The organism is Gymnodinialimonas sp. 202GB13-11 (genome assembly GCF_040932485.1).
Taxonomy (GTDB): Bacteria; Pseudomonadota; Alphaproteobacteria; order Rhodobacterales; family Rhodobacteraceae; genus Gymnodinialimonas; species Gymnodinialimonas hymeniacidonis.
In genome coordinates this window covers 372,991-398,585 of record NZ_JBFRBH010000001.1, presented here as the reverse complement: position 1 = coordinate 398,585, position 25,595 = coordinate 372,991, and the positions used below count along the sequence as shown (strand labels likewise).

Annotated in this window: 25 protein-coding genes; 19 read left to right on the top strand and 6 right to left on the bottom strand. The window is 62.5% G+C overall.

What is annotated here, in order from left to right; genetic code table 11:
- The first annotated feature begins 378 nt into the window (after positions 1-378).
- Positions 379-729, top strand: a complete 351-nt coding sequence (locus V8J81_RS01985) for a hypothetical protein (RefSeq protein ID WP_368474080.1) — start codon at positions 379-381, stop codon at positions 727-729.
- Between the two features lie 70 nt (positions 730-799).
- Here the strand turns inward: V8J81_RS01985 and V8J81_RS01980 are convergent, their stop codons facing one another.
- From V8J81_RS01980 to V8J81_RS01970, 3 genes are all read right to left on the bottom strand, one after another.
- A complete protein-coding gene (locus V8J81_RS01980) occupies positions 800-943 on the bottom strand; it encodes an entericidin A/B family lipoprotein (RefSeq protein WP_368474079.1) in 144 nt (47 codons plus the stop codon).
- A gap of 57 nt (positions 944-1,000) precedes the next feature.
- Positions 1,001-1,429, bottom strand: a complete 429-nt coding sequence (locus tag V8J81_RS01975) for a BrnA antitoxin family protein (protein WP_368474078.1) — start codon at positions 1,427-1,429, stop codon at positions 1,001-1,003.
- Between the two features lie 962 nt (positions 1,430-2,391).
- Complete coding sequence (locus V8J81_RS01970; protein WP_368474077.1) at positions 2,392-3,150, bottom strand: alpha/beta fold hydrolase; 759 nt, start codon at positions 3,148-3,150, stop codon at positions 2,392-2,394.
- Positions 3,151-3,258: 108 nt separating this feature from the next.
- Here V8J81_RS01970 and V8J81_RS01965 point away from each other — a divergent pair, with 108 nt between their 5' ends.
- Positions 3,259-3,630, top strand: coding sequence for a hypothetical protein (locus V8J81_RS01965; RefSeq protein WP_368474076.1), 372 nt, complete (start codon positions 3,259-3,261; stop codon positions 3,628-3,630).
- Between the two features lie 6 nt (positions 3,631-3,636).
- Here V8J81_RS01965 and V8J81_RS01960 read toward each other — a convergent pair whose 3' ends face one another.
- Positions 3,637-4,548: a pirin family protein gene (locus V8J81_RS01960; RefSeq protein WP_368474075.1), complete on the bottom strand. Its 912-nt coding sequence runs from the start codon at positions 4,546-4,548 to the stop codon at positions 3,637-3,639.
- Positions 4,549-4,637: 89 nt separating this feature from the next.
- On the opposite strand from V8J81_RS01960, the gene V8J81_RS01955 reads away from it, so the two are divergent.
- Positions 4,638-5,138, top strand: a complete 501-nt coding sequence (locus V8J81_RS01955; protein ID WP_368474074.1) for a hypothetical protein — start codon at positions 4,638-4,640, stop codon at positions 5,136-5,138.
- A 7-nt stretch (positions 5,139-5,145) separates the two neighbouring features.
- Here the strand turns inward: V8J81_RS01955 and V8J81_RS01950 are convergent, their stop codons facing one another.
- Positions 5,146-6,579: a Glu/Leu/Phe/Val family dehydrogenase gene (locus V8J81_RS01950; RefSeq protein WP_368474073.1), complete on the bottom strand. Its 1,434-nt coding sequence runs from the start codon at positions 6,577-6,579 to the stop codon at positions 5,146-5,148.
- Positions 6,580-6,878: 299 nt separating this feature from the next.
- On the opposite strand from V8J81_RS01950, the gene V8J81_RS01945 reads away from it, so the two are divergent.
- From V8J81_RS01945 to V8J81_RS01875, 15 genes are all read left to right on the top strand, one after another.
- Complete coding sequence (locus tag V8J81_RS01945; RefSeq protein WP_368474072.1) at positions 6,879-8,840, top strand: pilus assembly protein TadG-related protein; 1,962 nt, start codon at positions 6,879-6,881, stop codon at positions 8,838-8,840.
- A gap of 11 nt (positions 8,841-8,851) precedes the next feature.
- A complete protein-coding gene (locus V8J81_RS01940) occupies positions 8,852-9,385 on the top strand; it encodes a TadE/TadG family type IV pilus assembly protein (protein ID WP_368474071.1) in 534 nt (177 codons plus the stop codon).
- A 12-nt stretch (positions 9,386-9,397) separates the two neighbouring features.
- Positions 9,398-9,943 carry a TadE/TadG family type IV pilus assembly protein gene (locus tag V8J81_RS01935; protein WP_368474070.1) on the top strand — a complete coding sequence of 182 codons (546 nt, stop codon included), beginning with the start codon at positions 9,398-9,400 and terminating at the stop codon, positions 9,941-9,943.
- 118 nt (positions 9,944-10,061) lie between these two features.
- On the top strand, positions 10,062-11,318 hold the full coding sequence (locus V8J81_RS01930) for a sarcosine oxidase subunit beta family protein (protein WP_368474069.1): 1,257 nt from the start codon (positions 10,062-10,064) through the stop codon (positions 11,316-11,318).
- The gene (locus tag V8J81_RS01925; protein ID WP_368474068.1) at positions 11,296-11,811 is read left to right on the top strand and encodes a hypothetical protein; all 516 of its coding nucleotides are present in this window, start codon (positions 11,296-11,298) and stop codon (positions 11,809-11,811) included. The genes V8J81_RS01930 and V8J81_RS01925 overlap by 23 nt, the downstream gene beginning before the upstream one ends.
- Positions 11,811-12,074 carry a sarcosine oxidase subunit delta gene (locus tag V8J81_RS01920; RefSeq protein ID WP_368474067.1) on the top strand — a complete coding sequence of 88 codons (264 nt, stop codon included), beginning with the start codon at positions 11,811-11,813 and terminating at the stop codon, positions 12,072-12,074. The genes V8J81_RS01925 and V8J81_RS01920 overlap by 1 nt, the downstream gene beginning before the upstream one ends.
- Positions 12,071-15,001, top strand: coding sequence for a sarcosine oxidase subunit alpha family protein (locus V8J81_RS01915; RefSeq protein WP_368474066.1), 2,931 nt, complete (start codon positions 12,071-12,073; stop codon positions 14,999-15,001). Before V8J81_RS01920 ends, V8J81_RS01915 begins: the two co-directional genes overlap by 4 nt.
- Complete coding sequence (locus tag V8J81_RS01910; RefSeq protein WP_368474065.1) at positions 14,994-15,533, top strand: sarcosine oxidase subunit gamma; 540 nt, start codon at positions 14,994-14,996, stop codon at positions 15,531-15,533. The genes V8J81_RS01915 and V8J81_RS01910 overlap by 8 nt, the downstream gene beginning before the upstream one ends.
- An 86-nt stretch (positions 15,534-15,619) precedes the next feature.
- Positions 15,620-17,563, top strand: coding sequence for a DNA primase (gene dnaG / locus V8J81_RS01905; protein WP_368474064.1), 1,944 nt, complete (start codon positions 15,620-15,622; stop codon positions 17,561-17,563).
- Positions 17,564-17,656: 93 nt separating this feature from the next.
- Complete coding sequence (gene rpoD / locus V8J81_RS01900; protein WP_368474063.1) at positions 17,657-19,660, top strand: RNA polymerase sigma factor RpoD; 2,004 nt, start codon at positions 17,657-17,659, stop codon at positions 19,658-19,660.
- A complete protein-coding gene (locus tag V8J81_RS01895; RefSeq protein ID WP_368474062.1) occupies positions 19,657-20,178 on the top strand; it encodes a hypothetical protein in 522 nt (173 codons plus the stop codon). The genes rpoD and V8J81_RS01895 overlap by 4 nt, the downstream gene beginning before the upstream one ends.
- 137 nt (positions 20,179-20,315) lie before the next feature.
- A complete protein-coding gene (locus V8J81_RS01890; RefSeq protein WP_368474061.1) occupies positions 20,316-20,681 on the top strand; it encodes a YigZ family protein in 366 nt (121 codons plus the stop codon).
- Positions 20,682-20,853: 172 nt separating this feature from the next.
- Positions 20,854-21,132 carry an HlyU family transcriptional regulator gene (locus V8J81_RS01885; protein WP_368474060.1) on the top strand — a complete coding sequence of 93 codons (279 nt, stop codon included), beginning with the start codon at positions 20,854-20,856 and terminating at the stop codon, positions 21,130-21,132.
- On the top strand, positions 21,045-21,593 hold the full coding sequence (locus V8J81_RS01880) for a thiol-disulfide oxidoreductase DCC family protein (protein WP_368474059.1): 549 nt from the start codon (positions 21,045-21,047) through the stop codon (positions 21,591-21,593). The genes V8J81_RS01885 and V8J81_RS01880 overlap by 88 nt, the downstream gene beginning before the upstream one ends.
- Entirely contained in the window at positions 21,593-22,123 is a 531-nt protein-coding gene (locus tag V8J81_RS01875; RefSeq protein WP_368474058.1) for a DUF4166 domain-containing protein, read from the top strand. The genes V8J81_RS01880 and V8J81_RS01875 overlap by 1 nt, the downstream gene beginning before the upstream one ends.
- Here V8J81_RS01875 and meaB read toward each other — a convergent pair.
- Positions 22,120-23,088 carry a methylmalonyl Co-A mutase-associated GTPase MeaB gene (gene meaB, locus V8J81_RS01870; RefSeq protein ID WP_368477576.1) on the bottom strand — a complete coding sequence of 323 codons (969 nt, stop codon included), beginning with the start codon at positions 23,086-23,088 and terminating at the stop codon, positions 22,120-22,122. The two genes, V8J81_RS01875 and meaB, sit on opposite strands and share 4 nt — an antisense overlap.
- An 86-nt stretch (positions 23,089-23,174) precedes the next feature.
- Between meaB and hrpB the strand changes: the two genes are divergently transcribed.
- Complete coding sequence (gene hrpB, locus V8J81_RS01865) at positions 23,175-25,592, top strand: ATP-dependent helicase HrpB (protein WP_439649859.1); 2,418 nt, start codon at positions 23,175-23,177, stop codon at positions 25,590-25,592.
- The last annotated feature ends 3 nt before the right edge of the window (positions 25,593-25,595 follow it).

Genomic DNA, 25,595 nt, shown 5'->3' with positions numbered 1-25,595 from the left:
TATTGATAAGCTCGAGGATTGGAAAAACGAGCTTTTATCACACTTAGACTCCTCAAATAATTGAAAACCTCTAAGTTAACTCCACTCGTAAATTGGGCGCATTGTCTGAATTCACTCTAGACGTGCGCACTTTCCGAAAACAAACACTCCGTCCCTACATTCGCAGCACCCCCCGCAAACGCCCAATTCCTTTCGGTAATGCCAAACAAAGCCTAATCGCACTGTTTCCTTTTGAACTCCCACCCGGCCCTCAGGCCGGGCAGCGCCCGAACCGCCCCCACGGGGCGGGCGCTTCTCGCCCACCCCTCGGTCCGGTCGCTGCCCGCCGCACTCAACACAACCTTGCCCAACCACCTCCAACCCGCGCATCCTCCCCCCATGCGCCCCCTCCCCGCCCTCCCGCTCCTCCTCCTCCTACCCGCCTGCGACGCGGGCCATCTCGGCAACCCGCTCCTCCTGCCCGTGACCGGCCTCGCCACCGCCGTCGAGAACGCCTCCTACAATTCCCGCCGCGCCCGCGTCTCCAACCTCCTCGCCGCTAACCAGCCCGCCATCATGGCCGAGGCGCTCAGCCAACCCGGCCCCGCCCTCTCAGCCCTCTACCAGACCGCCCAGATCCCCCCGGCCAGCCAGCCCGCCGTCCTCCGCGACCTGGCCGAAATCTCCGCCGCCCCGCCCCCCGATTGGGTCGAGCGCGCCACTGTCATCGCCATGGTCCATTCCAACTGAGCCCCCCAAACCAAAAACACCCCCCGGCCATCAGCCGAGGGGTGCACCTCCGTCACCGCTGTCGCAGTGATCAATCCTCAATCTCTTCCTCAACCGCCTGCGCCGTGGCCGAGATGCCTTGGCCGGCGGTCTGGACGTCTTCTCCGAAGCCCCCCACGGTCTCGCAAGCTGTCAGGGCGAGAAGGGCGGCGATCATCGCGAATAGGCGAAACATGGGTCATCTCCGTTGGTTGGATGGTCGTAGAACGCGCCGCCCCGTCGGTTGGTTCCCTCACATCTGCTCCGCCTTCCACTTCATATCCGCCATGTCCTCTTCCAGCTTGCGCCGCATCTCCTCCGTTTCGCCCCAGGACGGTCGGTCCTTCCCGGCCCAGTCCCCGTCGCGGAACGCATCGATCGTCTCCTCCCCATGCAGGAACCCGCCCAGCTTCATATGCATGAATGACCGCAGCACATCGTTCATTCGGCCCTGATAGCCCGGCCCGGCAGACTTGAAGAACTTCACCACGTCCTCGTCGAACCGCACCGTCAGCTGTTTCTTCGCACTGGTCTTGCGGCTGGCGATCTCGTGCCACGCCTCGGGGATCCGGCGTTCCTTCATCAAGTGGTTTTGCAGGTCCCATTCCAGCCGCCGCATCGCCTCCGCCATGTAGAAGTGATGCGCGCGGGCGGTCTTGGTCAGGGGTTTCGGGTCGGGCATGTTTGGACCTCGGAGTTTCGAAAACGGGTCCTGACTGTCCTGTGGGGTGGTTAAGGAAGCGTGAACACGACAGGTGTAACTACAGAATAACTACAGCTTCACTACAGGATCACTCACCCGGCGAATTTGGCCCCAAATTCCCCGATTTTGCCGAATCTGCGCCGGTTTGGCCGCATTTCCCACCGATTTCGGCCCAAACACCGCAACATCTTGTGCGCTCCGATTCTCACGTCGACACCTCGAAAATCGCCTTCGCAGGTGCAGAAACCGCACCCTCCCGCGCCCCTCTCTCCACAGCAGAAGAAAAGCGTTGACGCTCAACCCATTGGCGAGCGGATACACCCCTCTCCCACAGGGTTCTCAACACTTTCATCCACAAGAAATATCCATGCTGCACTGCTATTTCATTGCCCGCTGCGCGCCATTCGGGAACAGTGGCTTCACCGCAGCGAAGGACCTGTCCGTTGCTGTGGGCGCCAAGGCCTCCGAGGTTGAATGCGCGCTAGGTGGAGCTTCGGTTCAAACCAGCACGTGGAAGATTGAGGGCTTGGGAAGCGGCTGGCAAGTCATTGACGGGCAAGGCGTTTTCGAAGCAGAGGGCAGTGGTGGGGCGTATAGGAAACCGCAAGGGGACCAAGCGTCAAGTGGGGGACCGCAAGGAAACCCGCGGAGGGAGAAAGGAAGCGCAAGCGGACTTAATCCATTCGAAGGCGTCAGGGTGGGGGCAACCCCAATGCATGGACCGCGTCCGAGCACCTGGCGCCTTCATCTATTTCTCACACATGAAAAAGGGCCCGGAACCATTAACGGCCCGAGCCCTCGCATCAGGAATGCAATCCGCGTCCAAAGCACCTGTGGGGCGTGGCTACCCCGCTCCGCCGGGCCGATCAACCCGCCCCGCAACATCTCGGCCACTCCGCAACATTTCCGCAACACCACGCTCTGGCACACAACCCATAGCGCTAAGCATCCAAAAACGCCCGACACGCCGCCTCGAACTCCCGAGGCTTCTCCGCATGCACCCAATGCCCCGCCCCCGGGATTTTTACGAAGCGTGCGGCAGGGAAAAGTCGTTTGATTTCAGGCCGATGCTCGTGCGTCACGTAATCCGACTCCGCGCCGGACAGCATGAAAACCGGCCCGTCAAACACGCCAGAGACCTCCGGAAAGCCGATGATCGCGTCCATATCGGCCTCCAACTGATCCAAGTTCAGCCGCCAAACCTTTCCTCGCACGTCCAAAGACTGCAGCAAAAACGCCCGAACGCCTTGATCTTCCACGAAATTCGCAAGCTGCCGATCCGCATCGCCCCGCGTCTCGACGACCGACAGATCAACCGCCCGCATCGCATCAATCATACCCTGCTGCGTATGCGAATACGTCACCGGCGCAATATCGGCGACGATCAATTTCCGAACAAGATCAACGTGTTCTAGCGCCAATACCATGGCCGCTTTTCCGCCCATGGAATGCCCTACCACGTCAACCGGCCCACCAAGGCCTTCAATCACTTCTGCCAAATCCCCCGCCATCGCGGGATAATCGTGAGGCGCCACATGATCCGATTGCCCATGGTTGCGCATATCCACAGTCACAACTTGTCGCGTATCCGACAGCCGTTTTGCGATCACGCCCCAATTCCGGGCAGAGCCGTAAAGGCCGTGTGCGATCAGGATGGGGGGGCGGCCGTTGGGCTCACCAATGGAATACGTTGCCAGCATGCTCTTTCGATAAGGCGAATTCGCGGGTCACGCCAGAGCCAAGCAATCCTTGAGTGACGCGCCGGGACTGCGTAAATTCAACGGGTTGCGGCGGAGGGGGCCGATTCTATGGATCATGCGCGTTACACGGAAATGACTGAGGGCCTGCGTCAGCAGATGGCGGAGCGTCTGAATATCCGCGCCCGCAGCTTCCCACGTGCCGTGCAGAAGGCCGGGCGTTTGCTGCCACCCTCCGCCCGTTCAGCGGCGCAAGAATTGGTGGCCGCGGAGACGCGCCTCACTCATCCAAAGCTCGCGGCTCGCACCGACCCGGCCAGCCTTCAGGCCGCCGCAGATACGATCAGCGACGCGCTGTCACGGCATAGACCCGGCGCGCGGGCCGCACAAAGGCGCAGTCTGCTGGCTGCCGAGATTGGCTTCCGGGCGCTGGTTGTGATCGCCGCAGGTCTGATGTTCCTGCAATGGCAATCGCCCGTCTGAACGCACTTAGTGCGCAGGCTGGATAAACGTCCCGTTGCGCAGATCCCGCATGGCCTGCTGCAATTCTTCCTGCGTATTCATCACGATAGGGCCGTGCCAAGCCACCGGCTCTTCAATCGGCGCGCCTGAGATCAGCAGGAAGCGAACGCCCTCTTCGCCCGCCTGAACCGTCACTTCATCACCGGTCCCGAACCGGATCAACGTGCGGTCGCCGGAAAGGTCGCGGATATTGACCTCCTGGCCCATCACCTCTTTCTCAAGCAAGACGCCTGACGGGGCGGAGGCATCGGCGAATGCGGCCGAGCCTTGGAATACATAGGCGAAGGCACGTCTGTAGGTGTCGATCCGAAACGTCTTGCGCACGCCCGCCGGTACCGTCACGTCCAGGTATTGCGGGTCGGCGGCAATGCCATCAACCGGCCCGCGCTGCCCCCAGAACTCGCCCGTGATCACGCGAACGCACGTGCCATCGTCGTCCACGACTTCGGGAATATCGGCACCCTGAATGTCCTGATAGCGCGGCGCGGTCATCTTCTGATCGGACGGCAGATTGCCCCAAAGCTGGAAGCCGTGCATCTGCCCGTTCGCGTTCCCAAGCGGCATTTCCTGATGGAGGATACCGGATCCTGCCGTCATCCATTGGACCGACCCTGGCCCCAGCGCGCCGGTATTTCCCAAGCTGTCGGAATGCTCAACCGTGCCTTCCAGCACATAGGTGATCGTCTCGATCCCGCGGTGCGGGTGCCACGGAAAGCCCTTCGCGTAGAAGGCCGGGTTATCGTTGCGGAAATCGTCGAACAGCAGGAACGGGTCCAACTCGGACGGGTCCTGAAAGCCGAAGGCGCGGTGCAGGTGCACGCCTGCACCTTCCATCGTGGGTTGGGCGGCGCGCGTTTCGAGGATTGGACGGATCGACATGGGAGAAGCCTCCTTGCGGGGTGGATGTGGGGCAAGTATGCCGTCGCAGGCCTCGCGTCCATTCTGCGAGGAGGCACGGAAGGTGTGCGATGGCGCGGAAGACGAAAGAAGACCCGAACGAGGTGTTGGCCGAGATCACGCCGAACACCAGCCGCCGTGTGGCGGCGGTGGGTATGGCCGGGTTGCTCGGGACTCTGCTGCTGTTGATCGCCGGAATGCGCCCCCCTGCCGACCTGGGATGGCTGGCGTTTCTGGTTGTCTTCGGCGCGTTGTGCCTATGGCTGGCCGTTGCGATGTGGCGCGCTTCGTCCCGCGTGATCGCATTGACCCGCACCGAACTTCGCGAAGTGGATGGGCGCGTGCTGACCACAGTCGAGAATATTGAGCGGGTCGACCGAGGCATTTTCGCGTTCAAACCCGCCGGTGGGTTTCTTGTGAAGCTGAAAGCCCCCGTGGGCCGTGTTTACGCGCCCGGCCTGTGGTGGCGGGCAGGGCGCACTTTGGCTGTCGGTGGTGTGACGAAACGGGCCGAGGCGAAAGAGGTGGCGGACTTGATCAGCGTGATGCTGGCCAAGCGCAACGCCACCTGAGCCGTCCTCAGATCCCTTTCGCCTGATAGCTGGACGCGACCCGTTCGATCGACACCAGGAACCCGGCTGTGCGCAGATCATGCACATCGTCGCGGGTATGCCAGACCTCGCGCATCGCGGCGTAGGCCCCGCGCATCGTGTCGTCGAGGCCGGACCGGACAAGCTCTAACTCTCCGGCGCCACGCAGGTACTTCTGCTTGAAGTCCGGCGTCATGGACCAGGCCCCGCCCAGATGCTGGTCGAGCCGCTCCAACTCATCCACGATCAGCTGGTGGCGCGCCTCTTCCTGGCGGCGCTGCATCCGGCCAAAGCGGATGTGGCTGAGGTTCTTGACCCATTCGAAATAGGACACCGTCACACCGCCCGCATTGGCGTAGAGGTCGGGGATGATAACGGTCCCCTTTTCCATCAGCACGTCATTGGCGCCCGCCGTGATTGGGCCATTCGCGGCCTCGATGATGAGCGGGGCCTTCACATCCACGGCGTTCGACAGGTTGATCACGCCCTCCAGCGCCGCCGGGATCAGGATGTCGCACTCGGCGGTCAAACAGGCCGAGCCATCCTCAACATATTCGCCGTTCGGGAAGCCCTTCACCCCGCCATGATCCGCAATCCAATGGCGCAGATCGTCGATATCGATGCCGCCCGCGTCATGGATTGCGCCGTCGCGCTCGATCACATGGGTGACGATGCTGCCGTCTTCTTCGGACAGGAACTTGGCGGCGTGGTAGCCCACATTGCCGAGGCCTTGCACAATCACTCGTTTGCCATCGAGGCTGCCCGAGAGACCCGCCTTCGCGATATCTTCAGGGTGGCGGAAGAATTCCTGCAAGGCGTACTGCACGCCGCGCCCCGTCGCCTCGACCCGGCCCTGAATGCCGCCGGCATGGGGCGGCTTGCCCGTCACGCAGGCGCGTGCGTTGATGTCGGTCGTGTTCATCCGCGCGTACTGGTCGGCCATGATCGCCATCTCACGCTCACCCGTTCCCATATCCGGGGCGGGGACGTTTTGCGCCGGATCAATCAGGTCGCGCTTGATGAGTTCATAGGCGAAGCGGCGGGTGATCTTTTCGATTTCGTCGCTGTCATATTCGCGCGGGTCGATGCACAGCCCGCCTTTTGAACCGCCAAACGGCGCCTCCACCAGCGCGCATTTGTAGGTCATCAACGCCGCCAGCGCCTCAACCTCATCCTGATTGACGCCAAGCGCATAGCGGATCCCGCCCTTGACCGGCTCCGTATGTTCGGAATGGACCGAGCGGTAGCCCGTGAATGTGTGCACCTTGCCGCGCAGCTTCACACCAAAGCGCACCGTATAGGTCGAATTGCAGACGCGGATCTTCTCTTCCAAGCCAGGCGGCAGGTCCAAAAGCGCGGCTGCGCGGTTGAACATCAGATCTACGGATTCCCGGAAACTGGGCTCTGCCCGGTTGGTCGTCATGGCGCGTCTCCCTTCGCGTTCGCCCCGGCCCGGATGCGCCGTTTTGGCGTTCATCCGGCGCGTGCTGACAGGCGCCCTCGGGGCCGCGTGCGCCCTCCACAACAAGGGCACAGCACGCCTCGCCTTGCAACCATGCGTTGCACAAAATTCAAGCAATCCGGGTTCGGTGTCTTCTGCGAATGGCCACAATCCATCACGACTGCGCCCCATTTTTGCCTTGCTTTGCGGTGACACAAATCAATGGCGACGTGCGTAATTCGCACTGTTGCCGTTGGGTACATGATTTTGGAGGGCAGGCCATGATGGGCCTTGTCAGTAAGATGGCGACGTCTGCGAACGCCTGGGCGGCACGGTTGTCGCCGGTGCGTTTTGCAAAGAAGGAAGAGGGCACAGTTACGGCCTTCGCCGTTTTGATGTTCATTTTGATGGTCGGCGCCAGCGGCATTGCGATTGACGTGATGCGCTATGAAACACAGCGCACGCAGCTGCAATATACGCTCGACCGCGCCATTCTCGCCGCCGCCTCGCTGACCCAGCCCTATGACCCAGAGGGCGTGGTTCGCAACTATTTCGAAATTTCCGGGATCGAGGATTATCGTCTCGATGTCCGCGTGGACGAGGGCCTGAACTTCCGCCGCGTGCACGCCTACGCGGAGCTTGAAGTCCGCTCGATGTTCATGAGCCTGTTTGGCGTGCGCGTGATGACATCGCCCGCAATCGGCGCCGCGGAAGAGCGTGTGCGCAACATCGAAGTGTCGATGGTCCTCGATATTTCGGGCTCGATGGGCTCGAACAACCGCATGACCAACATGCGCCCCGCCGCGCGCGACTTCGTGACCGAAGTTCTCACAGCGAACGAGACATTGAACGCCGACAACCTCGTGTCGGTATCAATCGTTCCCTACAATGGCCGGGTAAACGGCGGCGACATGATCGACAGCGTGTTTACGTTCGACGATCTCCATACCGCATCGAATTGCGCCCGGTTCACGCCGGTTGACTCGAGCTATTCTTTCGACCCGTCAAACGGATGGGCCTCGTGGAGCGCCGCATCGTGGGGTGCGTCTGACTTTCTGACAACTGCCATTGACCCAACCGTCCCGATCCAGCGCCTCGGGCACTGGGACCGTGGCAACGAGGGTGCGAACCAGGCGCTTATGGGCACGCCCCATTGTCAGACAGACCAATACGGCGCCATCCTGCCTTGGCAGCACGACGAGACCATCCTGCATAACCACATCAACAGCCTCGGCACCGGCGGCTGGACGGCCATCGACCTCGGCGTGAACTGGGCTGTGGCGCTTCTGGACCCGACCGCAAACCCTGCCGTGAACGGTTTAATCGCATCTGGCCAGGTGCATTCCGATTTCGACGACCGCCCCGCGCCCTTCGTAGATAACGATCCATCCACAACCCTCGATGACGAGACGATCAAGGTCGTTGTGATGATGACGGACGGGGCAAACACCAACCAGTATGACTTGCGTGATGTCTGGGAACACAATGGCACGTTCTACTTCGACAACGCGCCCAACATTGCTGCGGCCCGCTACATCGGGTTCCGCACCGGCTATGCCCCGATCTTCCGCCATGCGGGCGCCGATGGCGTCTTGTCGACCGGTTATTTCGAGGACAACCGTTGGCGCTTTGGCGATGACCGGTTCTCGATCTGGTGGGAAGATCAAGGCACTGATGGGCGCTTCTGGATCCCTTCGGGCGATCCGCGCACCAACGGCGGGGGCACCTGGTCGGATACGCCGTTTGGCGGATGGGCCGCCTACGGCCTGGCACAAGCTGATGGCGTCACCGTGGTGCCCGAATGGCAAGCGCACCGCGCCAATGCGTACGACCCAACCGCCAACCGAGACGCGGATGGCAACGGCAACGCCGATGGGGCGTTGATGACCTGGTCAGCCCTGTTCGGCCAGATCACCGCCGACAGCATCGCGCACGAATGGTTCTGGCAACCCGCCAACGCCTCGGGCCAGTGGGATTTCTTCAACCTCGTCGATGACAACGCAAGCTACCTTTATGCCGGCAGAAACGAGGCCGACCGCAACCTACGCGCCATCTGTGACGCGGCAAATGCGGCCGGGATCATCGTCTACGCCATTGCGTTCGAGGCTCCAAGCGGCGGTCAGTCCGTGATGCGCTACTGCGCCACGACGGACGCGACCTATTACAACGTCGAAGGTCTGGAAATCAGCGAAGCGTTTGAAAACATCGCCCGCTCGATCAACCAGCTTCGCCTGATCCAGTGACGGAGCCATCCATGAAAATGCCTCTGCACGTAAAACGCTTCTGGCGGGATGAGGGCGGAACGGCCACCCTTGAGATGGTCATCATGTTCCCGCTGATGATGCTCCTGTTCATGGCCGCGTTTGAGACGGCGGCCATCCTGACCCGGCAGATCATGCTGGAGCGTACGCTGGATATGTCCGTGCGCGTTCTGCGTCTGGCGCAGGGCGTTGTGACCGACGCGGATGCAGTGCGCGACACGATGTGCGCCAATACCAGCCTGCTGCCGAACTGCGAAACGCTTCTGACCATCGACCTGCAGGTGATCGACGACACATTCACCATGCCGTCGAATGACCAGATCTGTGCAGGGCGCGGAAATGACATCGTGATTACGCCCGACAACGAATTCAATCAGGGCGGCAACAACGAATTTGTTCTGATCCGCACCTGCCTGGTGGTGGATCGCATCCTGCCTTTCTCGGGCTTTGGCCTGAACCTTGCAACGGACGAATCCGGCGGCATGCACATGATGGCAAGCAGCATCTTCGTCAACGAGCCGAGCTGAGGAGCAGATCAGATGAACCGACTTCTCACCAACTTTCTACGGAACGAAAAGGCCGCAGTGGCCTTTGAAAGCGTGATCATTTTCCCAATCCTCGTTTGGGCGTGGGTCGGCACGTTTTCGTTCTTCGACGCCTACCGTGTCTACAATACCTCGATCAAAGCGACCTACACCATCGCCGACCTGATCTCGCGTCAGGAGTTTGAGATCCCGGAATCGTCGATGGACGGTTACGCCAACATGCTTGCCGCGATGATCCGCGATCATGACGGGGTGCAGATGCGCGCAACCGAGGTGCACCGCGCCAATGACGGCTCGTTCACCACGGTTTGGAGCCACGCCACCGGCACCCTTGCACAGCTTTGTGGCGCCAGCCTCGACTCCTACGCAGACCGCCTTCCTGAAGTCGCCATCGGCGAACGCTTCGTGATCCTTGAAAGCTTCGTGAACTATGATCCGGCCTTCAACATGGGCGTCAATGACCTCGATTTTGAGAATTTCACGGTCACCCGCCCCCGCTATGCAGGCCGCATCCCCTATGGCGGCGATCAGTGCGCCTAAAGACTGCGTCGGTCCCTGACCGGCGTGTGTCGCAGGCAAGTCTTTCGCCCGTCCCATAGCCCCGCTAAGGTCCGAACTCGGATGTCGGCGCAATGCCGCAATGAGTTAAGGGGCGAGCATGCGTTATTCCGGCCTGAACGTGCTGTGGCAGGGTTTGACCGGCAACAAGGGCTGGAAACCCGCCTGGCGTAACCCGGATCCCAAGCCAGATTACGATATCATTATCATTGGCGGCGGTGGTCACGGCCTATCGACTGCCCATTACCTTGCGTCCGAGCATGGGCTGACCGATGTCGCCGTGCTCGAAAAGGGCCATCTGGGCGGCGGCAATGTTGGGCGCAACACCACGATTGTGCGCGCCAATTACATGCTCGATGGCAACTCGCAGTTCTACAGCCATTCGCTGAAACTGTGGGAAGGTTTGGAACCCGCACTCAATTACAACGTGATGCACAGCCAGCGCGGCATCATTAATCTGTTCCATTCCGACGGGCAGCGTGACGCTTTCGTGCGGCGCGGCAACGCCATGCATGCGCAGGGCGATGACGATGCGATTCTGCTCGATCGCGAAGGTGTACGAGAAAAACTGCCCTATCTCGATTTCGAACAAACCCGCTTTCCAATCTACGGCGGCCTCTATCATCCGCGCGGCGGCTCGGCCCGGCACGACGCGGTCGCCTGGGGCTACGCGCGCGGCGCCGATAGCCGTGGCGTCGATCTGATCCAGAATTGCGAAGTCACTGGCATCGACATTGAAAATGGCGTGGTCAAAGGCGTGCAAACCTCACGCGGGGCGATCCGGGCCAAAAAGGTCGGCATCGTCGTCGCGGGCCGCTCTAGCCAGGTGGCGGCCATGGCAGGGATGCGCCTGCCCATCGAAAGCCACGTCCTGCAAGCCTTCGTGACCGAGGGGCTGAAGCCGGTGATTGACCATGTCATCACCTACGGCATGGGCCATTTCTACATCAGCCAATCCGACAAGGGCGGGCTGGTCTTTGGCGGTGATCTGGATTTCTACTCAAGCTATGCAGCACGGGGCAACCTGCCCATGGCCGAACACGTGGTCGAGGCCGGAATGACCCTTATGCCCATGATCGGGAAGTCGAAGATGCTGCGGTCCTGGGGCGGGATCATGGACATGTCTCCAGATGGCTCGCCGATCATCGACAGGACGCATATCGAGGGGCTCTACGTCAATTGTGGCTGGTGCTATGGCGGGTTCAAGGCCGTGCCCGCCTCTGGCCATTGCTTTGCGCATCTTCTGGCCACCGACCGACCACACGAAGTCGCCGAAAAGTTCCGATTGGATCGTTTCAACACCGGCCAAGGCATTCTGGATGAGGAGGCGACCGGTGCGCAGCACAACCTTCACTAACACTTTGATTATGTCGTTGGTTTGCGGCCTTTCCCTAGGACCTGCGGCAGCACAGACAGTGCCAGAAGGCTGCTTCGTCCGCGAATATGACGCGGCCCATCTGGCGGCGCATCCCAACCAGTTTGTCGAACGCCTCGCCTTGAATTTCGACCCCGAACCACACGCCACTTCAAGGATCACCGAAGTCGTGATCATCGCGGATATGGCCAGTCAGGGCCGCGCTTTGACCGGCGGGTTCGCAGGCCTGCGTATGACGGAGATCGGCGGAAATTTTGCAGGACCGCTGCAATTCGGCGTGGAATGCGATGGCGGCAGTTTCGACGTGGTCCGTTATGACGGCGAGAGCCTCCTGATCGAAACCGAGTATGTGCGCGTTGCCCTCGAAGGCTGCGGGGGGGAGATCAATCAATCCACATCGCTGGCTGAAATCCGAGGTGAAGCCACCCGTTACCTCCTCTACCGCGCCCATCCTTCCGCCTGTGAGGCCAACTGATGCACATCCCCTGCCCCCTTTGCGGAGATCGCGACCAGCGCGAATTCAGCATCCGCGGTCATGCTGTCGGCCTAGAGCGCCCAGCGGGCGAGGTTTGGTCCGATGAATGGAACGCCTTCATCCACCTGCGCGAAAACCCGGCTGGTCGGACGGAGGAACTCTGGCATCATGGCGGCGGGTGCGGCGCATGGCTTGTGGTGGAGCGCAACACAGCAACCCACGAGGTCTACGGCGCGCGGCTGGCATCGGAGGCGAAGGCATGAGGCTCGATGGCAAGGGTCTGATCGACCGCGACACGCCCGTTCGGTTCCACTTCAACGGCACGCCGTATAGTGGCTTCAAGGGCGACACCGTTGCCTCCGCCCTGATGGCCAATGGCGTGAAGCTGATGGGCCGCTCGTTCAAATATCACCGCCCCCGTGGTGTGATGACCGCAGGCTCGGAAGAGCCCAACGCCCTCATCCAGGTCGGTGCGGGCAATGCGATGCTGCCCAACGTCCGCGCTACGGTGCAGGAGGTGTACGCCGGGTTGGAGACGCGCAGCCAGAACCACATCGGCCCGCTCGACAAGGATCTGCTCAGCGTCAATGATCTGCTGTCGCCATGGCTCGGCGCGGGCTTCTACTACAAAACCTTCATGTGGCCCCGCGCCTTTTGGGAAAAGGTCTACGAGCCCACAATCCGCCGCGCCGCCGGTCTGGGCCGGATGACGCGCGAGGCCAGCCCGGAGGAAAACGAACGCGCCTTTGCCTTCTGCGATGTACTGGTCATCGGAGGCGGGCCGACCGGCCTCATGGCCGCGCTCACGGCCGCCCGCTCCGGCGCGGAGGTTATTCTTGTAGAGGAATCCACCACGCTTGGCGGTCGGCTCTTGTCAGATGGCGAGATGATCGACGGCCTGCCTGCCGACACCTGGGTCGAGGAAACCGAAACCGCCCTGCGCGACACGGGCCGCGTGCGCATCATGACCCGCACCACCGCAACCGGCGTCTATGACGGTCTGACCTTCGGCGCGGTCGAGCGTGTCAGCAGCCACCTGCCCCACAATCCCGCCCTGCCCCGAGAGTGCTTCTGGCGTATCCGCGCCGGTCAAGCCGTGCTGGCCGCAGGCGCGTTGGAACGGCCCATCGCCTTCCCCGACAACGATCGCCCCGGCATCATGATGGCGTCGGCCATCCGGACCTACGTGAACCGCTACGGCGTCACACCGGGCGAGAAGGTCGCGCTTTTCGCCACCAACGATGATGCCCACCGCACCGCGCTGGACTTATTGGAGGCCGGCGTCGACGTCGCCGCCGTCATCGACCCGCGCGAGGATGCAGAAGCGATCGGCGACTACCGTCTCCATCGCGGCGCGCAGGTCATCGGCTCCAAGGGGCGGCAGGGCCTGCGCGAAATAAAAGTGCGCCACGGCAACAATGAATTCCGGGTGGAGGCCGATTGCCTCGGCGTCTCCGGCGGCTGGAACCCCACGCTCCACCTGACCTGCCACCAAGGCGCGCGCCCCGTCTGGAACCCCGAGATTGCGGCTTTCGTCCCGGTCGATGGCGCAATCAAGGGCCTGCACACCGCCGGTGCCTGCCAAGGCACCTACGACACCTCGGGCTGTCTGCAAGACGGCATCTCCGCCGCTGAGCGTGCGCTAAAGGCGCTCGGCAAACGCCTGCGCAAGCCCGACCTGCCCGTGGCCGAGGATCAGACCGGTGGTCAAACCACCCTCTGGGCGGTCGAAGGCAAAGGCCGCGCGTGGCTCGACTTCGCCAATGATGTGACCACGAAGGACGTCAAGCAATCGGCGGCTGAGGGTTTCCAGTCGGTCGAGCACATGAAGCGCTACACCACGCAGGGCATGGCCCCGGATCAGGGCAAGTCCAGCAACATCGGCGCACTGGCCGTGCTGGCCGACGCCACCGGTCGCGGCATACCGGAAACCGGCACCACCACCTACCGCCCCCCCTTCACGCCCGTGGCCCTCGCCACAATGGGCGCAGGCGCACAGGGCAAAGGCTTTGCCCCTGAACGCTTCACGACGTCCCACAAGGCCGTTACATCCCGCGGCGCGCCGATGATTGAAGCGGGCCTCTGGTATCGCCCCTCCTATGTGCCGCTGCCGGGGGAGACGCATTGGCGGCAATCCTGCGACCGCGAAGTCAACATGGTCCGCAATGCCGTAGGCGTGGTCGATGTCTCCACCCTCGGCAAGATCGAGATCATGGGGCCTGACGCGGGCAAGTTCCTCGACTTCTTATATACGAACACCTTCTCGACCCTGAAGCCGGGGCGCGTCCGCTACGGCCTCATGCTGCGTGAAGACGGGCATGTGATGGACGACGGCACCACCGCCTGTCTGGCGGAGAACCATTACGTCATGACCACAACCACCGCCTTTGCGGGCCCCGTCATGACGCATATGGAATTCGTGGCCCAAGGTCTGCGCCCCGATCTCGACGTGCGCTTCACTTCCGTGACCGAGCAATGGGCACAGTTCTCCGTCGCCGGGCCGCACGCCCGCGATCTGCTCAACGGCATCCTCGACGACCCGATCGACGACGCGACCTTCCCCTTCATGCAATGCGGCCCCGCCCGCATCCACGGCATCGAAGGCCGCCTCTTCCGCATCTCCTTCTCTGGCGAACACGCCTACGAGGTCGCTGTGCCCGCCGCCTATGGCGATGCCCTCTACCGCGATCTGGTCGCCCGGGCCGAAGCGCTCGGCGGCGGGGCCTACGGGATGGAGGCGCTCAATGTCCTGCGGCTTGAGAAAGGTTTCATCACCCATTCCGAAATCCACGGCCGCGTCACGGCGTTTGATATCGGCATGCAGGGCATGATGTCGAAGAAGAAGGACTTCATCGGCAAGGCCGCCGCCACCCGCCCCGGCCTGTTGGACGACAACCGCGAACAGCTTGTGGGTCTCAAACCGGTCGGCGCGGTGAAAGAACTGACCGCCGGTGCGCATCTGTTCGACAGTGACGCAGACACGACGCGTGTGAACGATCAGGGCTACGTAACCTCCGTCGGCTTCTCCCCCACGCTTGGCCATTTCATCGCGCTTGGTTTTCTGAAAAGCGGGCGCGAGCGGATCGGCCACCACATCAAGATGGTCGACACCCTGCGCGGCATTACGGCGGAGGTTGAAATCTGCGACCCCGTCTTCTTCGACAAGGATGGAGGGCGCGCCCGTGGCTAACCTGACCGCCAAGACCCCGTTCGACGGCCTGCTCCCGATTGAGGCAGGCGATGTACATCTTACCGAAATCACGCACGACGGCATCACATGGATCGCGCCGAACAAGGGGCAGATGGCCAAACTCTCCCGCGCGCTCGACAAACAGATGGGCGCGGATTTCCCCTCTCCCAACACGCATGCCAAAGGTCTGGTCTGGTTCGGGCCGGATCAGGCGCTGGCGCTTGGCAAACCGCTTAAGCCCGTCGCAGGCGCGGCCATGGTGGACCAAAGCAGCGCCTGGGCCTGTTGCGCGCTGGAAGGGGCAGACGCCGCATTGGTGTTGGCCCGCCTCGTGCCCATCGACCTGCGCGATAGCGCGTTCGGCGTGGGGTCTGCGGCTCGTACGCTTCTGGGCCATATGAATTGCGTGCTGATGCGGACAGGCGCGGAGCGCTATGAGGTCATGGTCTTCCGTTCCATGGCCGCATCGCTGGTCCATGAGGTTGAGCGCGCCATGAAGATGGTCGCAGCACGTGCCGAGCTAACTGGTTAAGCAAAGTTTCCTGCCACCACGGCACGTTAACCAATCGACCCTTTCGGCATCTGGACACTCCCCCACGGCGCCCCGATATTAGCCTCATGTCCTTGCCCCCCGGATTCCTTGACGAGCTTCGCAACCGCACCTCGATCGCGCAGGTCGTGGGGCGCAAGGTGATCTGGGACAACCGCAAATCCAATCAGGCCAAGGGCGACATGTGGGCGCCCTGCCCATTCCATCAGGAAAAGACCGCCTCGTTCCATGTCGAGGATCGCAAGGGCTATTACTATTGCTTCGGCTGCCACGCCAAAGGCGACATGTTCAAATTCGTCCAGGAGACGGAGAATGTGGGCTTCATGGAAGCGGTGGAGCTTCTGGCGCGAGAGGCCGGCATGACCATGCCCGCCCGCGATCCGAAGGCACAGGAAAAGGCCGACCGGAACACGGAACTGGCCAAAGTGACAGAAGCCGCCGTCTCGTGGTTCCGCTTGCAACTCAAGACCGGTGCGGCGTCCGAGGCGCGCGAATATCTTCAGCGGCGCGGGATGGACGAGGCGACGCTGGAACGGTTCGAAATCGGCTTTGCACCCGATAGCTGGCAGGGCCTGTGGGACGCGCTGATCGGCAAAGGCTTCAAGGACAAGGACCTACTGGAAACCGGTCTCGCCAAGCCGTCGCAAAAGGGCGGCAAGCCCTATGACACGTTCCGGGGCCGCATCATCTTTCCCATCCGCGATCCGCGCGGGCGCTGTGTGGGCTTTGGCGGGCGGGCGATGGACCCGAATGACAACGCGAAATACCTGAATTCACCCGAGACGGTGCTGTTCGACAAGGGCCGCTCCCTCTACCACCACGGCCCCGCGCGGGAGGCGGCGGGCAAGGGCCAGCCGCTGATCGTGGCCGAAGGCTATATGGACGTGATCGCGCTGGCGAAGGCCGGGTTCGGTGCCGCAGTCGCCCCTCTGGGCACGGCTGTGACGGAAGACCAACTGCGCCTCATGTGGCGCATCACGGACGAGCCGATCATTACGCTCGACGGCGACACAGCCGGTCAACGCGCCGCGATGCGCCTGATTGATCTGGCCCTGCCGATGTTGGAGGGCGGCAAGGGCCTGCGCTTCGTAGTGATGCCCGAAGGCATGGACCCCGACGATCTGATCAAGGCGCAAGGGGCGGGCGCGATGCAGGCGCTCCTCGACAAGGCAGAGCCTATGGTCAACCTCCTCTGGCGGCGCGAGACGGAGGGGCAAGTGTTCGACAGCCCCGAACGCAAGGCCGCCCTCGACGGACGTCTACGTCAGGCCATTGGCCGCATCACCGACCCCAGCCTCAAACGCCATTACGGCGATGCCATCGCCGATCTGCGCCGCGCGCTGTTCCGGCCCGCCTGGCAACCGCGCAGTAACGGCAAGGGGCGTGGCCAATGGAAGGGTCGTGGTTTTGCCGAGGCGCAGGCCCCATTGGCCACCACCCGCGTGAAGGCCACCGCGCTCAATGGCGAAACCCTGCGCACCGGCCTGATCGTGGCCAGCTGCATCCGCTTTCCCGATCTGATCGACGTTTTCGAAGACCAGCTCGACCGCCTCAACCCCCGCGACACCGACCATGCAGAGCTTGCGACCTTCATCCTGCGCACCAACACCCGCGACCCCGCCACGCTGCTGGATGAAATAAACGCCTCCCCCTGCGCGCCTGCCCTTGAAAGACTGCTCTCGCTTTCCCATCTGGCGATAACTCCGTTCCTGATCGGCGACGGCGATCCCTCCCGTACGGCCGAATGTCTGGCCGAGGAGTTCGCCAAACAAGCCGCCGCCCGCGCGATCGAGGACGAGATGGCCGAGGCCACGCAGGACCTTGGCGAGATTACGAATGATGAAGATGCCACCCTTGCCTACCGCCTGAACGAGGCGGTCCGTGGAAAACATGCCGCGCTCAGCCCAAAGGGCGAAGACGATGCCGAACAATTCGGCGAAACGGCAGACGCACGGGCCGAGTTCCACCGGTTGCTCTCGACCGCAGGACAAGGCAAGAAAACAAGGAAATAGACCTTTCCGAATCAGTGATTCGGTCTAAGGTTTGTTTTCAGAAGCAAGGGTTCGACTCACCCGAATCGACCCAAGCCCAAGGGATAGATGCCAATGGCCAAAGACACCGACGACCGCAAACAGGAGGGCGACGAACAGGAACTTGGCCTTGATATGAGCCAAACCGCCGTCAAGAAGATGATCGCGGACGCGCGCGCCAAAGGCTACATCACCTACGACCAACTCAACACCGTTCTGCCGCCCGAGCAGGTGTCCTCCGAACAGATTGAAGACGTGATGTCGATGCTGTCGGAAATGGGCATCAACATCATCGAGGATGAAGAGGCCGAGGAAGGCGAAGAGAAGTCCGAAGGCTCCACCGAAGTCGTCGAAACCTCCGGCTCCCGCGAAGTGGCCGTCTCTGCGACCGAGACCGAAAAACTCGACCGCACCGATGACCCCGTCCGCATGTACCTGCGTGAAATGGGCTCGGTCGAGCTGCTGTCCCGCGAAGGCGAAATCGCCATCGCCAAACGGATCGAGGCCGGCCGCAACACGATGATCGCGGGCCTGTGCGAAAGCCCGCTGACCTTTCAGGCCATCACAATCTGGCGCGACGAACTTCTCGACGAAGACATTCTGCTGCGCGACGTGATCGACCTTGATGCCACGTTCGGCACCGCCATGGGCGATGACGATGACGCGCCCGTCGTGGCCCCAACCGCCACGGGCTCCACCCCGCCCGGCGCCGAGGCCCCCAAGCCGAAGCCGGAGCCTGAGCAGGAACTCGACGCCGACGGCAACCCGATCCAAAAGGATGACGACGAGGACGACGACGACCAAGCCAACATGTCGCTCGCCGCGATGGAGGCCACGCTCAAGCCGCAGGTCCTCGCCACGCTCGACCGCATCGCCGCCGATTACATCCAGCTTTCCGAGATGCAGGACAGCCGCATTTCCGCGACCCTGAACGAAGACGGCAGCTTCTCCGCCAAGCAGGAGACCGAGTATCAGAAACTCCGCGCCGAGATCGTCGAACTGGTCAACGAACTGCACCTGCACAACAACCGTATCGAGGCCCTCGTCGATCAGCTTTACGGCATCAACCGCCGCATCATGTCGATCGACAGCGCCATGGTGAAACTCGCCGACCAGGCCCGTATCAACCGCCGCGAATTCATTGAGGAATATCGCGGGCAGGAGCTTGACCCGACCTGGATGGAACGGATGCAGGGCAAGTCCGGCCGTGGCTGGACGGCTCTGTTCGAACGCTCCACCGACAAGATCGAAGAGCTGCGCGGTGACATGGCTCAGGTCGGCCAATATGTCGGCCTCGACATCCCCGAATTCCGCCGAATCGTGAACCAGGTGCAGAAGGGCGAGAAAGAAGCGCGTCAGGCGAAGAAGGAAATGGTCGAAGCCAACCTGCGCCTCGTGATTTCCATCGCCAAGAAATACACCAATCGCGGCCTGCAATTCCTCGACCTGATCCAGGAAGGCAATATCGGCCTGATGAAGGCCGTGGATAAGTTCGAATATCGCCGCGGCTACAAGTTCTCGACCTACGCGACATGGTGGATCCGACAGGCGATCACGCGGAGTATCGCGGATCAGGCCCGCACGATCCGCATCCCGGTCCATATGATCGAAACGATCAACAAACTGGTCCGCACGGGTCGCCAGATGCTGCACGAAATCGGCCGCGAGCCGACGCCCGAGGAACTGGCCGAAAAGCTGCAAATGCCGCTGGAGAAGGTCCGCAAGGTGATGAAGATCGCCAAGGAGCCGATTTCCTTGGAGACGCCGATTGGCGATGAGGAAGACAGCCAGCTTGGCGATTTCATCGAAGACAAGAACGCCGTCCTGCCGCTCGACTCCGCCATTCAGGAGAACCTGAAAGAGACGACGACGCGGGTTCTGGCGTCTTTGACGCCCCGCGAAGAACGCGTCTTACGGATGCGTTTCGGCATCGGCATGAACACCGACCACACGCTGGAAGAAGTTGGCCAGCAGTTCAGCGTGACGCGGGAGCGTATTCGCCAGATCGAGGCGAAGGCGCTGCGCAAGCTGAAGCACCCGAGCCGGAGCCGGAAGCTGCGGTCGTTCCTGGATCAGTGAGCGGGCCTTTCTCGGAAGAAGATTGGAGCGAAAGGCCCGACTGGCCGCTCGCCCAAAACGGCGCGACCAACCTCTTCTTCCGCGAAACCGTCCTCGACGAGGCGATCGCGGATCTCAAGGCTTTGGACTACGCAATTCTCGAAGTGAATTGTGAAACGATGGACACGTTTCTGTATTCAGTATCGGTTGGTTTCGATTGGCAAAACCAATTCGGCTACCAGCTCTCGAGGCCGAATCTGGACGCAATCAACGATGGTTTGCGCACCCCGCCGTTCCCCACATCCAAACGCCTCGCAGTCGTGGGCCGTGGCATTGATCGTTTGAAACAGGAAAACGAACGCTTCACATCGGGCTTTCTGGACATCTTCGAATATCAAGCCCGCGACGCACTGCTGTTCGGTGGATTGATGCTCGGGTTGTTTCAGGCGAACGATCCATTGTTTTCAACCGACACGCTTGGCGGGCGCGCGGCAAGGTTCAATCCAAAGGAATGGTTGAACGCGTCGCGTGGCGTTTAACACATATCTGCACCGCCTCGTCGGATGCACGGTTGTGTTGCACCATCTCAGCCGCGCAGAAAATCTGCACGCGTAGACCGGGCCTTGGCCCGGGGTGCCCCGTTGCCACATCCTACCCCGCTCCCTAAACCCACTCCATGCTCATCACCCACGACAACATCCTCACAGACCGCGGCTCGAAATACGCCGTCTCCGGTGGCCCTGCGACGTCCAAGGCCGAGGCGCTCGCCCTCCTCAAAACCCTCAAACGTCAGAAGAAATTCGCCAAAGCCACCCACAACACTTGGGCGCTTCTGACCACCGACGGCCCGCTGAAGAACGATGATGGAGAGGCCGGCGCAGGCATGGTGATCGTCCGCATGCTGGAGCGGGCTGAGTTGCACAACCACCTCATTATCGTCACCCGCTGGTTCGGTGGCACGCATCTGGGCGGCGACCGTTTCCGGAGGGTGCAGGATTGCGTCACCCACTACCTCGACCACATCGACCCGTTGCGTGGATAAAACGCAAAAAGCGACAGAATTCGGGTTAACAAAGCGTAAACGAAATCCACTTTATCATTATTTTTCAAAATCATAACCTCGCTGCTCACGCGTGAGTAAACACGCGCCTTCCCCTCCTCCCCCCATCGCACTACGTTACTGGGCGACCCATGAACCGACCCGGGAGACCCCCATGTCTTTCCTCTCCAAACTCTTCGGCGGCGGCGGTGGCGGCAAGTCAGCCAGCGAACCCGCGGAGGACTACGAAGGTTTCCGCATCATCGCCCAACCCCAAGCCGATGCAGGCGGCCACCGGATCTGCGCGTTGATCGAGAAAGAGATCGATGGCGACACCAAGACCCACACTATGGTCCGCGCCGATATGTGCCAGTCGCGCGACGAAGCAGTGACCTCGTCGACCCTCAAAGCCAAGCGCCTGATCGACGAACAGGGCGAGGCGATCTTCCGCTGAACGCCCTCGTCTCCGACCTGCCCCAAGCGCTGCAAACGCGCCTCGCCAACCGCGACCTGATCGTTTTCGACGGCGAATGCGTGCTGTGCTCCGGCTTCTTCCGCTTCATCACCCGAGTAGACCGTGCGGAACGCTTCCGCTTCGCCCACGCCCAGTCAGATCTGGGAGCAGACCTATACAACGCGCTCGGTCTGCCACCCGATGATTTCGAGACCAACCTGATCCTCGTCAACGGTGTCACCTACACCCACCTCGACAGTTTCGCCGCCGCGATGCGCGCCGTCGGCTGGCCTTGGCGGGCGCTTTCCATCGTCCGGTTTTTGCCCCGCCCGCTGAAAACCTTCCTCTACAATCGCATCGCCCGGAACCGCTATGCCCTTTTCGGCCGCTACGAGACGTGCATGATACCGGAGCCGGGCGTGATGGCGCGGTTCATCGACCGAGACGACGAGGCGACATAATGCTCTACCCCACGGCCATGGGTGCCGCCTTTGACGACCTACCCGAGGCGTTGCAGCGGTTTCATTCGGTTGATGGCTCAGATTTCTACAAAGGCCGCGTGACCGTGACCCACGGCAATGCAATGGCCCGCATGGTCGCGCAGGCGGGCGGCATGCCGGGCACGTCTGGTGAGATGCCGTTCACCTTCCGAATGACCCGCGACCGTGACGTGGAGATCTGGGAGCGGAATTTTGACGGTCATATGACCCGCTCCAAACAATGGCTGGAAGCACCTGGCATCGTGGCCGAGCAGGTGGGGACCAGCGTGTTCCTGATGGAGCCGAAGGTGCTGGACGGCGGGCTGCATATTCCGATCACGAAGATCACCGGCTTTGGCCTTCCGGTGCCGAAGGGCTTGGTGGTCAGTTGTGAGGGCGTGGAAGGTGTCGGTTCGGATGGGGCAATCACATTTGACGTTCATGCCAAGGTGAAGGGCCTCGGGCTGATCATCCGCTATCAGGGTGAGATGACGCGGTTTACAGGCCGCTAACGCAACTGCTTGAGAATGGCCCGTGCAGCTGCCGTCGCTGTGGCCTCGCCCCGCGCCACGGCCTCTGCGCTGTTGCGCATCTGGGCCTTGATTTCCGCATCTTGCGTGAGCCGCGCCAATAGTCCCTCACGCACTTCCTGCTCGAACCAATGCGCGGCCTGCGCCGCGCGGGTGCGGTCCCAATGCCCCTCTGCCTTGCGCCAATCGGCCAGTGCCTGCATCTCGGCCCAGGCTTGGTCGAGCCCGCCCCCTTCCACGGCAGACACGGCAAGCGCCTTCGGGAAATCGTCCGGATCTTGCGGGCGTTTGCGCAGCAGCATCAAGGCGCTGGCATAGTCGGAGACGGTGCGGATCGCGGTGGTTTTGAGGTCTCCATCCGCCTTGTTCACTAGGATAATGTCGGCCATTTCCATGATGCCGCGCTTCACGCCCTGCAGGTCGTCCCCCCCACCTGGCGCGAGGAGCAGGACGAATAGGTCGCACATCTGTGCCACCATCGTCTCGGACTGGCCCACGCCGACGGTCTCGATCAGCACGACGTCGAAGGCAGCGGCCTCACACAAGCTGATTGCCTCTCGCGTGCGGCGGGCAACGCCACCGAGCGCGGCGGAGGATGGGGAGGGGCGGATGAACGCGCCCTTCTCGCGACTCAAGCGATCCATTCGGGTCTTATCACCAAGAATGGAGCCGCCGGAGCGGGCCGAGGACGGGTCCACGGCCAGCACAGCAACACGCAGGCCCGCTTTGACCAGCATCATGCCAAACGCCTCGATGAACGTGGATTTGCCTACACCGGGCGTGCCTGACAGGCCGATGCGCAGAGCCTGACGATCCAGCCCGCGCAATTGATCGAGCAATGCGAGCGCCTGTTCCTGATGATCGAGCCGCGTGCTTTCCACCAGCGTCACGGCACGGGCCAAGGCCCGTCTATCGCCTGCTGCCACCCTCTCTGCCAGATCGTCCATGCGCTCCGCCTCCGTTCCCTGCCACATGACGCAATCCGGCGGGCCAAGTCCAGCCGTTGACGCACCTCGCGCGCTTGCCTAGGCCGATGTCCATGGAGCTGCCCATCGACACCATCCTGCCCGAGCTTGTTGCCGCCTTGCGGGCCGAAGGGCGTGCCGTTCTGCAGGCCCCACCCGGTGCGGGCAAGACCACGCGTGTACCACTGGCCTTGCTGCCTGAGGTCACGGGCAAGATCATTATGCTGGAGCCGCGCAGGCTGGCCGCGCGCGCGGCGGCGGAGCGGATGGCGGACACGTTGGGCGAAGCGGTTGGGCAGACCGTGGGCTACCGCGTGCGCGGTGACAATGCCGTTGGACCGGACACTCGTATCGAAGTGGTGACCGAGGGCATCCTGACGCGGATGCTGCAGAACGATCCAGAACTGCCGGGTGTGGGCGCCGTCATCTTCGACGAGTTCCACGAGCGGTCGTTGAACGCCGACCTTGGGCTGGCGCTGACATGGGAAGTGCGCAGGGCCCTGCGCGAGGACCTTTGGCTGGTGGTGATGTCAGCCACGCTGGATGCGGGGCCAGTCGCGGCGATGCTAGACGACGCGCCGATGATCTCGTCCAAAGGACGGGCCTTTCCGGTCGAGACCAAGTGGCTGGACGTGCCGCCGCGCAAGGAATTGCGGTTTGAGGCGGCGGTGGCCGATTTGGTATTGCAGGCTATGCGTGAAGCGGAAGGAGGCTGTCTGGTCTTCCTTCCGGGTGAGGGGGAAATCCGGCGGGTGGCCGCGTTGTTGGAGGGGAGTCTGCGGCGCGATGTGGTGCTACGCCCTCTGTTTGGCGCGATGAAGCTGGCGGAGCAACGGGCGGCGGTCAGGCCAGAGGCCAATGGTCGAAAACTGGTGCTGGCCACGTCGATTGCCGAGACCTCCCTGACCATCGAAGACGTGCGCATTGTCGTGGACGCAGGCCGGTCGCGCCGGGCGCGGTTTGATCCCGGCAGCGGGATGGCACGGCTGGTGACGGAACCTGTTAGCCGGGCGGAGGCGGATCAAAGGCGGGGCCGCGCGGGTCGGGTTGCGCCCGGGGTCTGCTACCGGATGTGGACGAAAGGGGCCGAGGGGGCCTTGCCCGCCTACCCGCCTGCCGAGATCGAGGCGGCGGATTTGACCGGTTTGGCCTTGGAACTGGCGCTGTGGGGCGGGGCCGAGGGCTTGGCGTTTCTGACCGAGCCGCCGGAGGGCGCGATGGCGGAAGCGCGAGCGTTGCTGCGCGAGCTGGGGGCTCTGAACGCTGGCGACGCGATCACACCCCATGGCAAGGAGCTTGCCCGGATGCCGCTGCATCCGAGGCTGGCGCATATGTTGGCGCTTGGCGGCGAGGGCTCCGCCCGTCTGGCGGCGCTTTTGGCTGAACGTGATCCGTTGCGGGGGCAAGGCGTGGACCTGAAGCGGCGGTTGCGGGCTTTGGACAAGCCCAAAGAGTTCAATGCCGATCCCGGTGCCATTGCGCGCATCCGACAGGAGGCTAAGCGGCTGAAGCGGTTTGAGGCGGGTCCGACACTGGGGCCGGGCGCGCAGGCGGCTTTGGCGTACCCGGACCGGATCGGGCTGCGGCGCGCGGGGGAGCAGCCTCGGTTCGTGCTGTCTGGCGGTAAGGGCGCGGTGATGCCGGAGGGCGACGGGTTGGCTGGAGCGCGGCTGATCGTGGCGACCGATCTGGATGGCAATCCGAGGGAGGCGCGGATCCGCGCGGCTGTTGAGGTGTCGGAGGCTGAAGTCCGGGCGCTCTATGGGGATCGGATCGCTTGGGTAGACGTGTGCGAATGGTCCAAACGGACGCGGCGGGTAGAGGCGCGGCGGCAGGAGCGGTTGGGTGCGCTGGTGCTGGAGGATCGGGTCTGGAAGGACGCAGCGCCAGAAGCGGTGGCCGAGGCCCTGCTGGACGGGGTGCGTGATCTTGGCCTGGGCGCATTGGGATGGTCGAAACGGGCGAAGCTGTTGCGGGCACGGGTCGCGTTTTCCGGCGTGGCGGACGTGTCAGACGCGGGTTTGATGGCGGGGCTGGAGGATTGGGCGCTTCCGTTTCTGTCGGGCCTGAAAAGCGCTGATGATTTGAAGCGTTTCGACCCGGCGCAGGCGCTGGAGGCGTGGCTCGGGTGGGACGCCATGCAGGAGGTCGCGCGGCTGGCGCCGGAGAGCTGGGTGTCGCCGCTCGGGCGCTCGGTGGCGATTGATTATTCGGGCGACGTGCCAGAGGTCGCGCTGCGCCTGCAGGAGGTATTCGGCACGCGGGAGCATCCTCGGATCGGACCGGATCGGCTGCCACTGAAATTGACCCTGCTGAGCCCGGCGCAGAGGCCGGTTCAGGTCACGACCGACTTGCCGGGGTTTTGGGACGGGTCTTATGCCGAGGTGCGCAAGGAGATGCGGGCGAAGTACCCGAAACATCCCTGGCCGGAGGACCCGCGGGAGGCCGACCCGACGTTGCGGGCAAAGAAGCGAAAGGGAGGTTGAGGC

Coding starts and splice junctions, on each gene's coding strand:
- V8J81_RS01875 (WP_368474058.1), top strand. CDS start 21,593: ATGCTCTACCCCACGGCCATGGGTGCCGCCTTTGACGACCTACCCGAG.
- V8J81_RS01970 (WP_368474077.1), bottom strand. CDS start 3,150: ATGCTGGCAACGTATTCCATTGGTGAGCCCAACGGCCGCCCCCCCATC.
- V8J81_RS01885 (WP_368474060.1), top strand. CDS start 20,854: ATGTCTTTCCTCTCCAAACTCTTCGGCGGCGGCGGTGGCGGCAAGTCA.
- hrpB (WP_439649859.1), top strand. CDS start 23,175: ATGTCCATGGAGCTGCCCATCGACACCATCCTGCCCGAGCTTGTTGCC.
- V8J81_RS01915 (WP_368474066.1), top strand. CDS start 12,071: ATGAGGCTCGATGGCAAGGGTCTGATCGACCGCGACACGCCCGTTCGG.
- V8J81_RS01945 (WP_368474072.1), top strand. CDS start 6,879: ATGATGGGCCTTGTCAGTAAGATGGCGACGTCTGCGAACGCCTGGGCG.
- meaB (WP_368477576.1), bottom strand. CDS start 23,088: ATGGACGATCTGGCAGAGAGGGTGGCAGCAGGCGATAGACGGGCCTTG.
- V8J81_RS01960 (WP_368474075.1), bottom strand. CDS start 4,548: ATGTCGATCCGTCCAATCCTCGAAACGCGCGCCGCCCAACCCACGATG.
- V8J81_RS01955 (WP_368474074.1), top strand. CDS start 4,638: ATGGCGCGGAAGACGAAAGAAGACCCGAACGAGGTGTTGGCCGAGATC.
- dnaG (WP_368474064.1), top strand. CDS start 15,620: ATGTCCTTGCCCCCCGGATTCCTTGACGAGCTTCGCAACCGCACCTCG.
- rpoD (WP_368474063.1), top strand. CDS start 17,657: ATGGCCAAAGACACCGACGACCGCAAACAGGAGGGCGACGAACAGGAA.
- V8J81_RS01965 (WP_368474076.1), top strand. CDS start 3,259: ATGGATCATGCGCGTTACACGGAAATGACTGAGGGCCTGCGTCAGCAG.
- V8J81_RS01890 (WP_368474061.1), top strand. CDS start 20,316: ATGCTCATCACCCACGACAACATCCTCACAGACCGCGGCTCGAAATAC.
- V8J81_RS01975 (WP_368474078.1), bottom strand. CDS start 1,429: ATGCCCGACCCGAAACCCCTGACCAAGACCGCCCGCGCGCATCACTTC.
- V8J81_RS01950 (WP_368474073.1), bottom strand. CDS start 6,579: ATGACGACCAACCGGGCAGAGCCCAGTTTCCGGGAATCCGTAGATCTG.
- V8J81_RS01940 (WP_368474071.1), top strand. CDS start 8,852: ATGAAAATGCCTCTGCACGTAAAACGCTTCTGGCGGGATGAGGGCGGA.
- V8J81_RS01935 (WP_368474070.1), top strand. CDS start 9,398: ATGAACCGACTTCTCACCAACTTTCTACGGAACGAAAAGGCCGCAGTG.
- V8J81_RS01920 (WP_368474067.1), top strand. CDS start 11,811: ATGCACATCCCCTGCCCCCTTTGCGGAGATCGCGACCAGCGCGAATTC.
- V8J81_RS01930 (WP_368474069.1), top strand. CDS start 10,062: ATGCGTTATTCCGGCCTGAACGTGCTGTGGCAGGGTTTGACCGGCAAC.
- V8J81_RS01980 (WP_368474079.1), bottom strand. CDS start 943: ATGTTTCGCCTATTCGCGATGATCGCCGCCCTTCTCGCCCTGACAGCT.
- V8J81_RS01985 (WP_368474080.1), top strand. CDS start 379: ATGCGCCCCCTCCCCGCCCTCCCGCTCCTCCTCCTCCTACCCGCCTGC.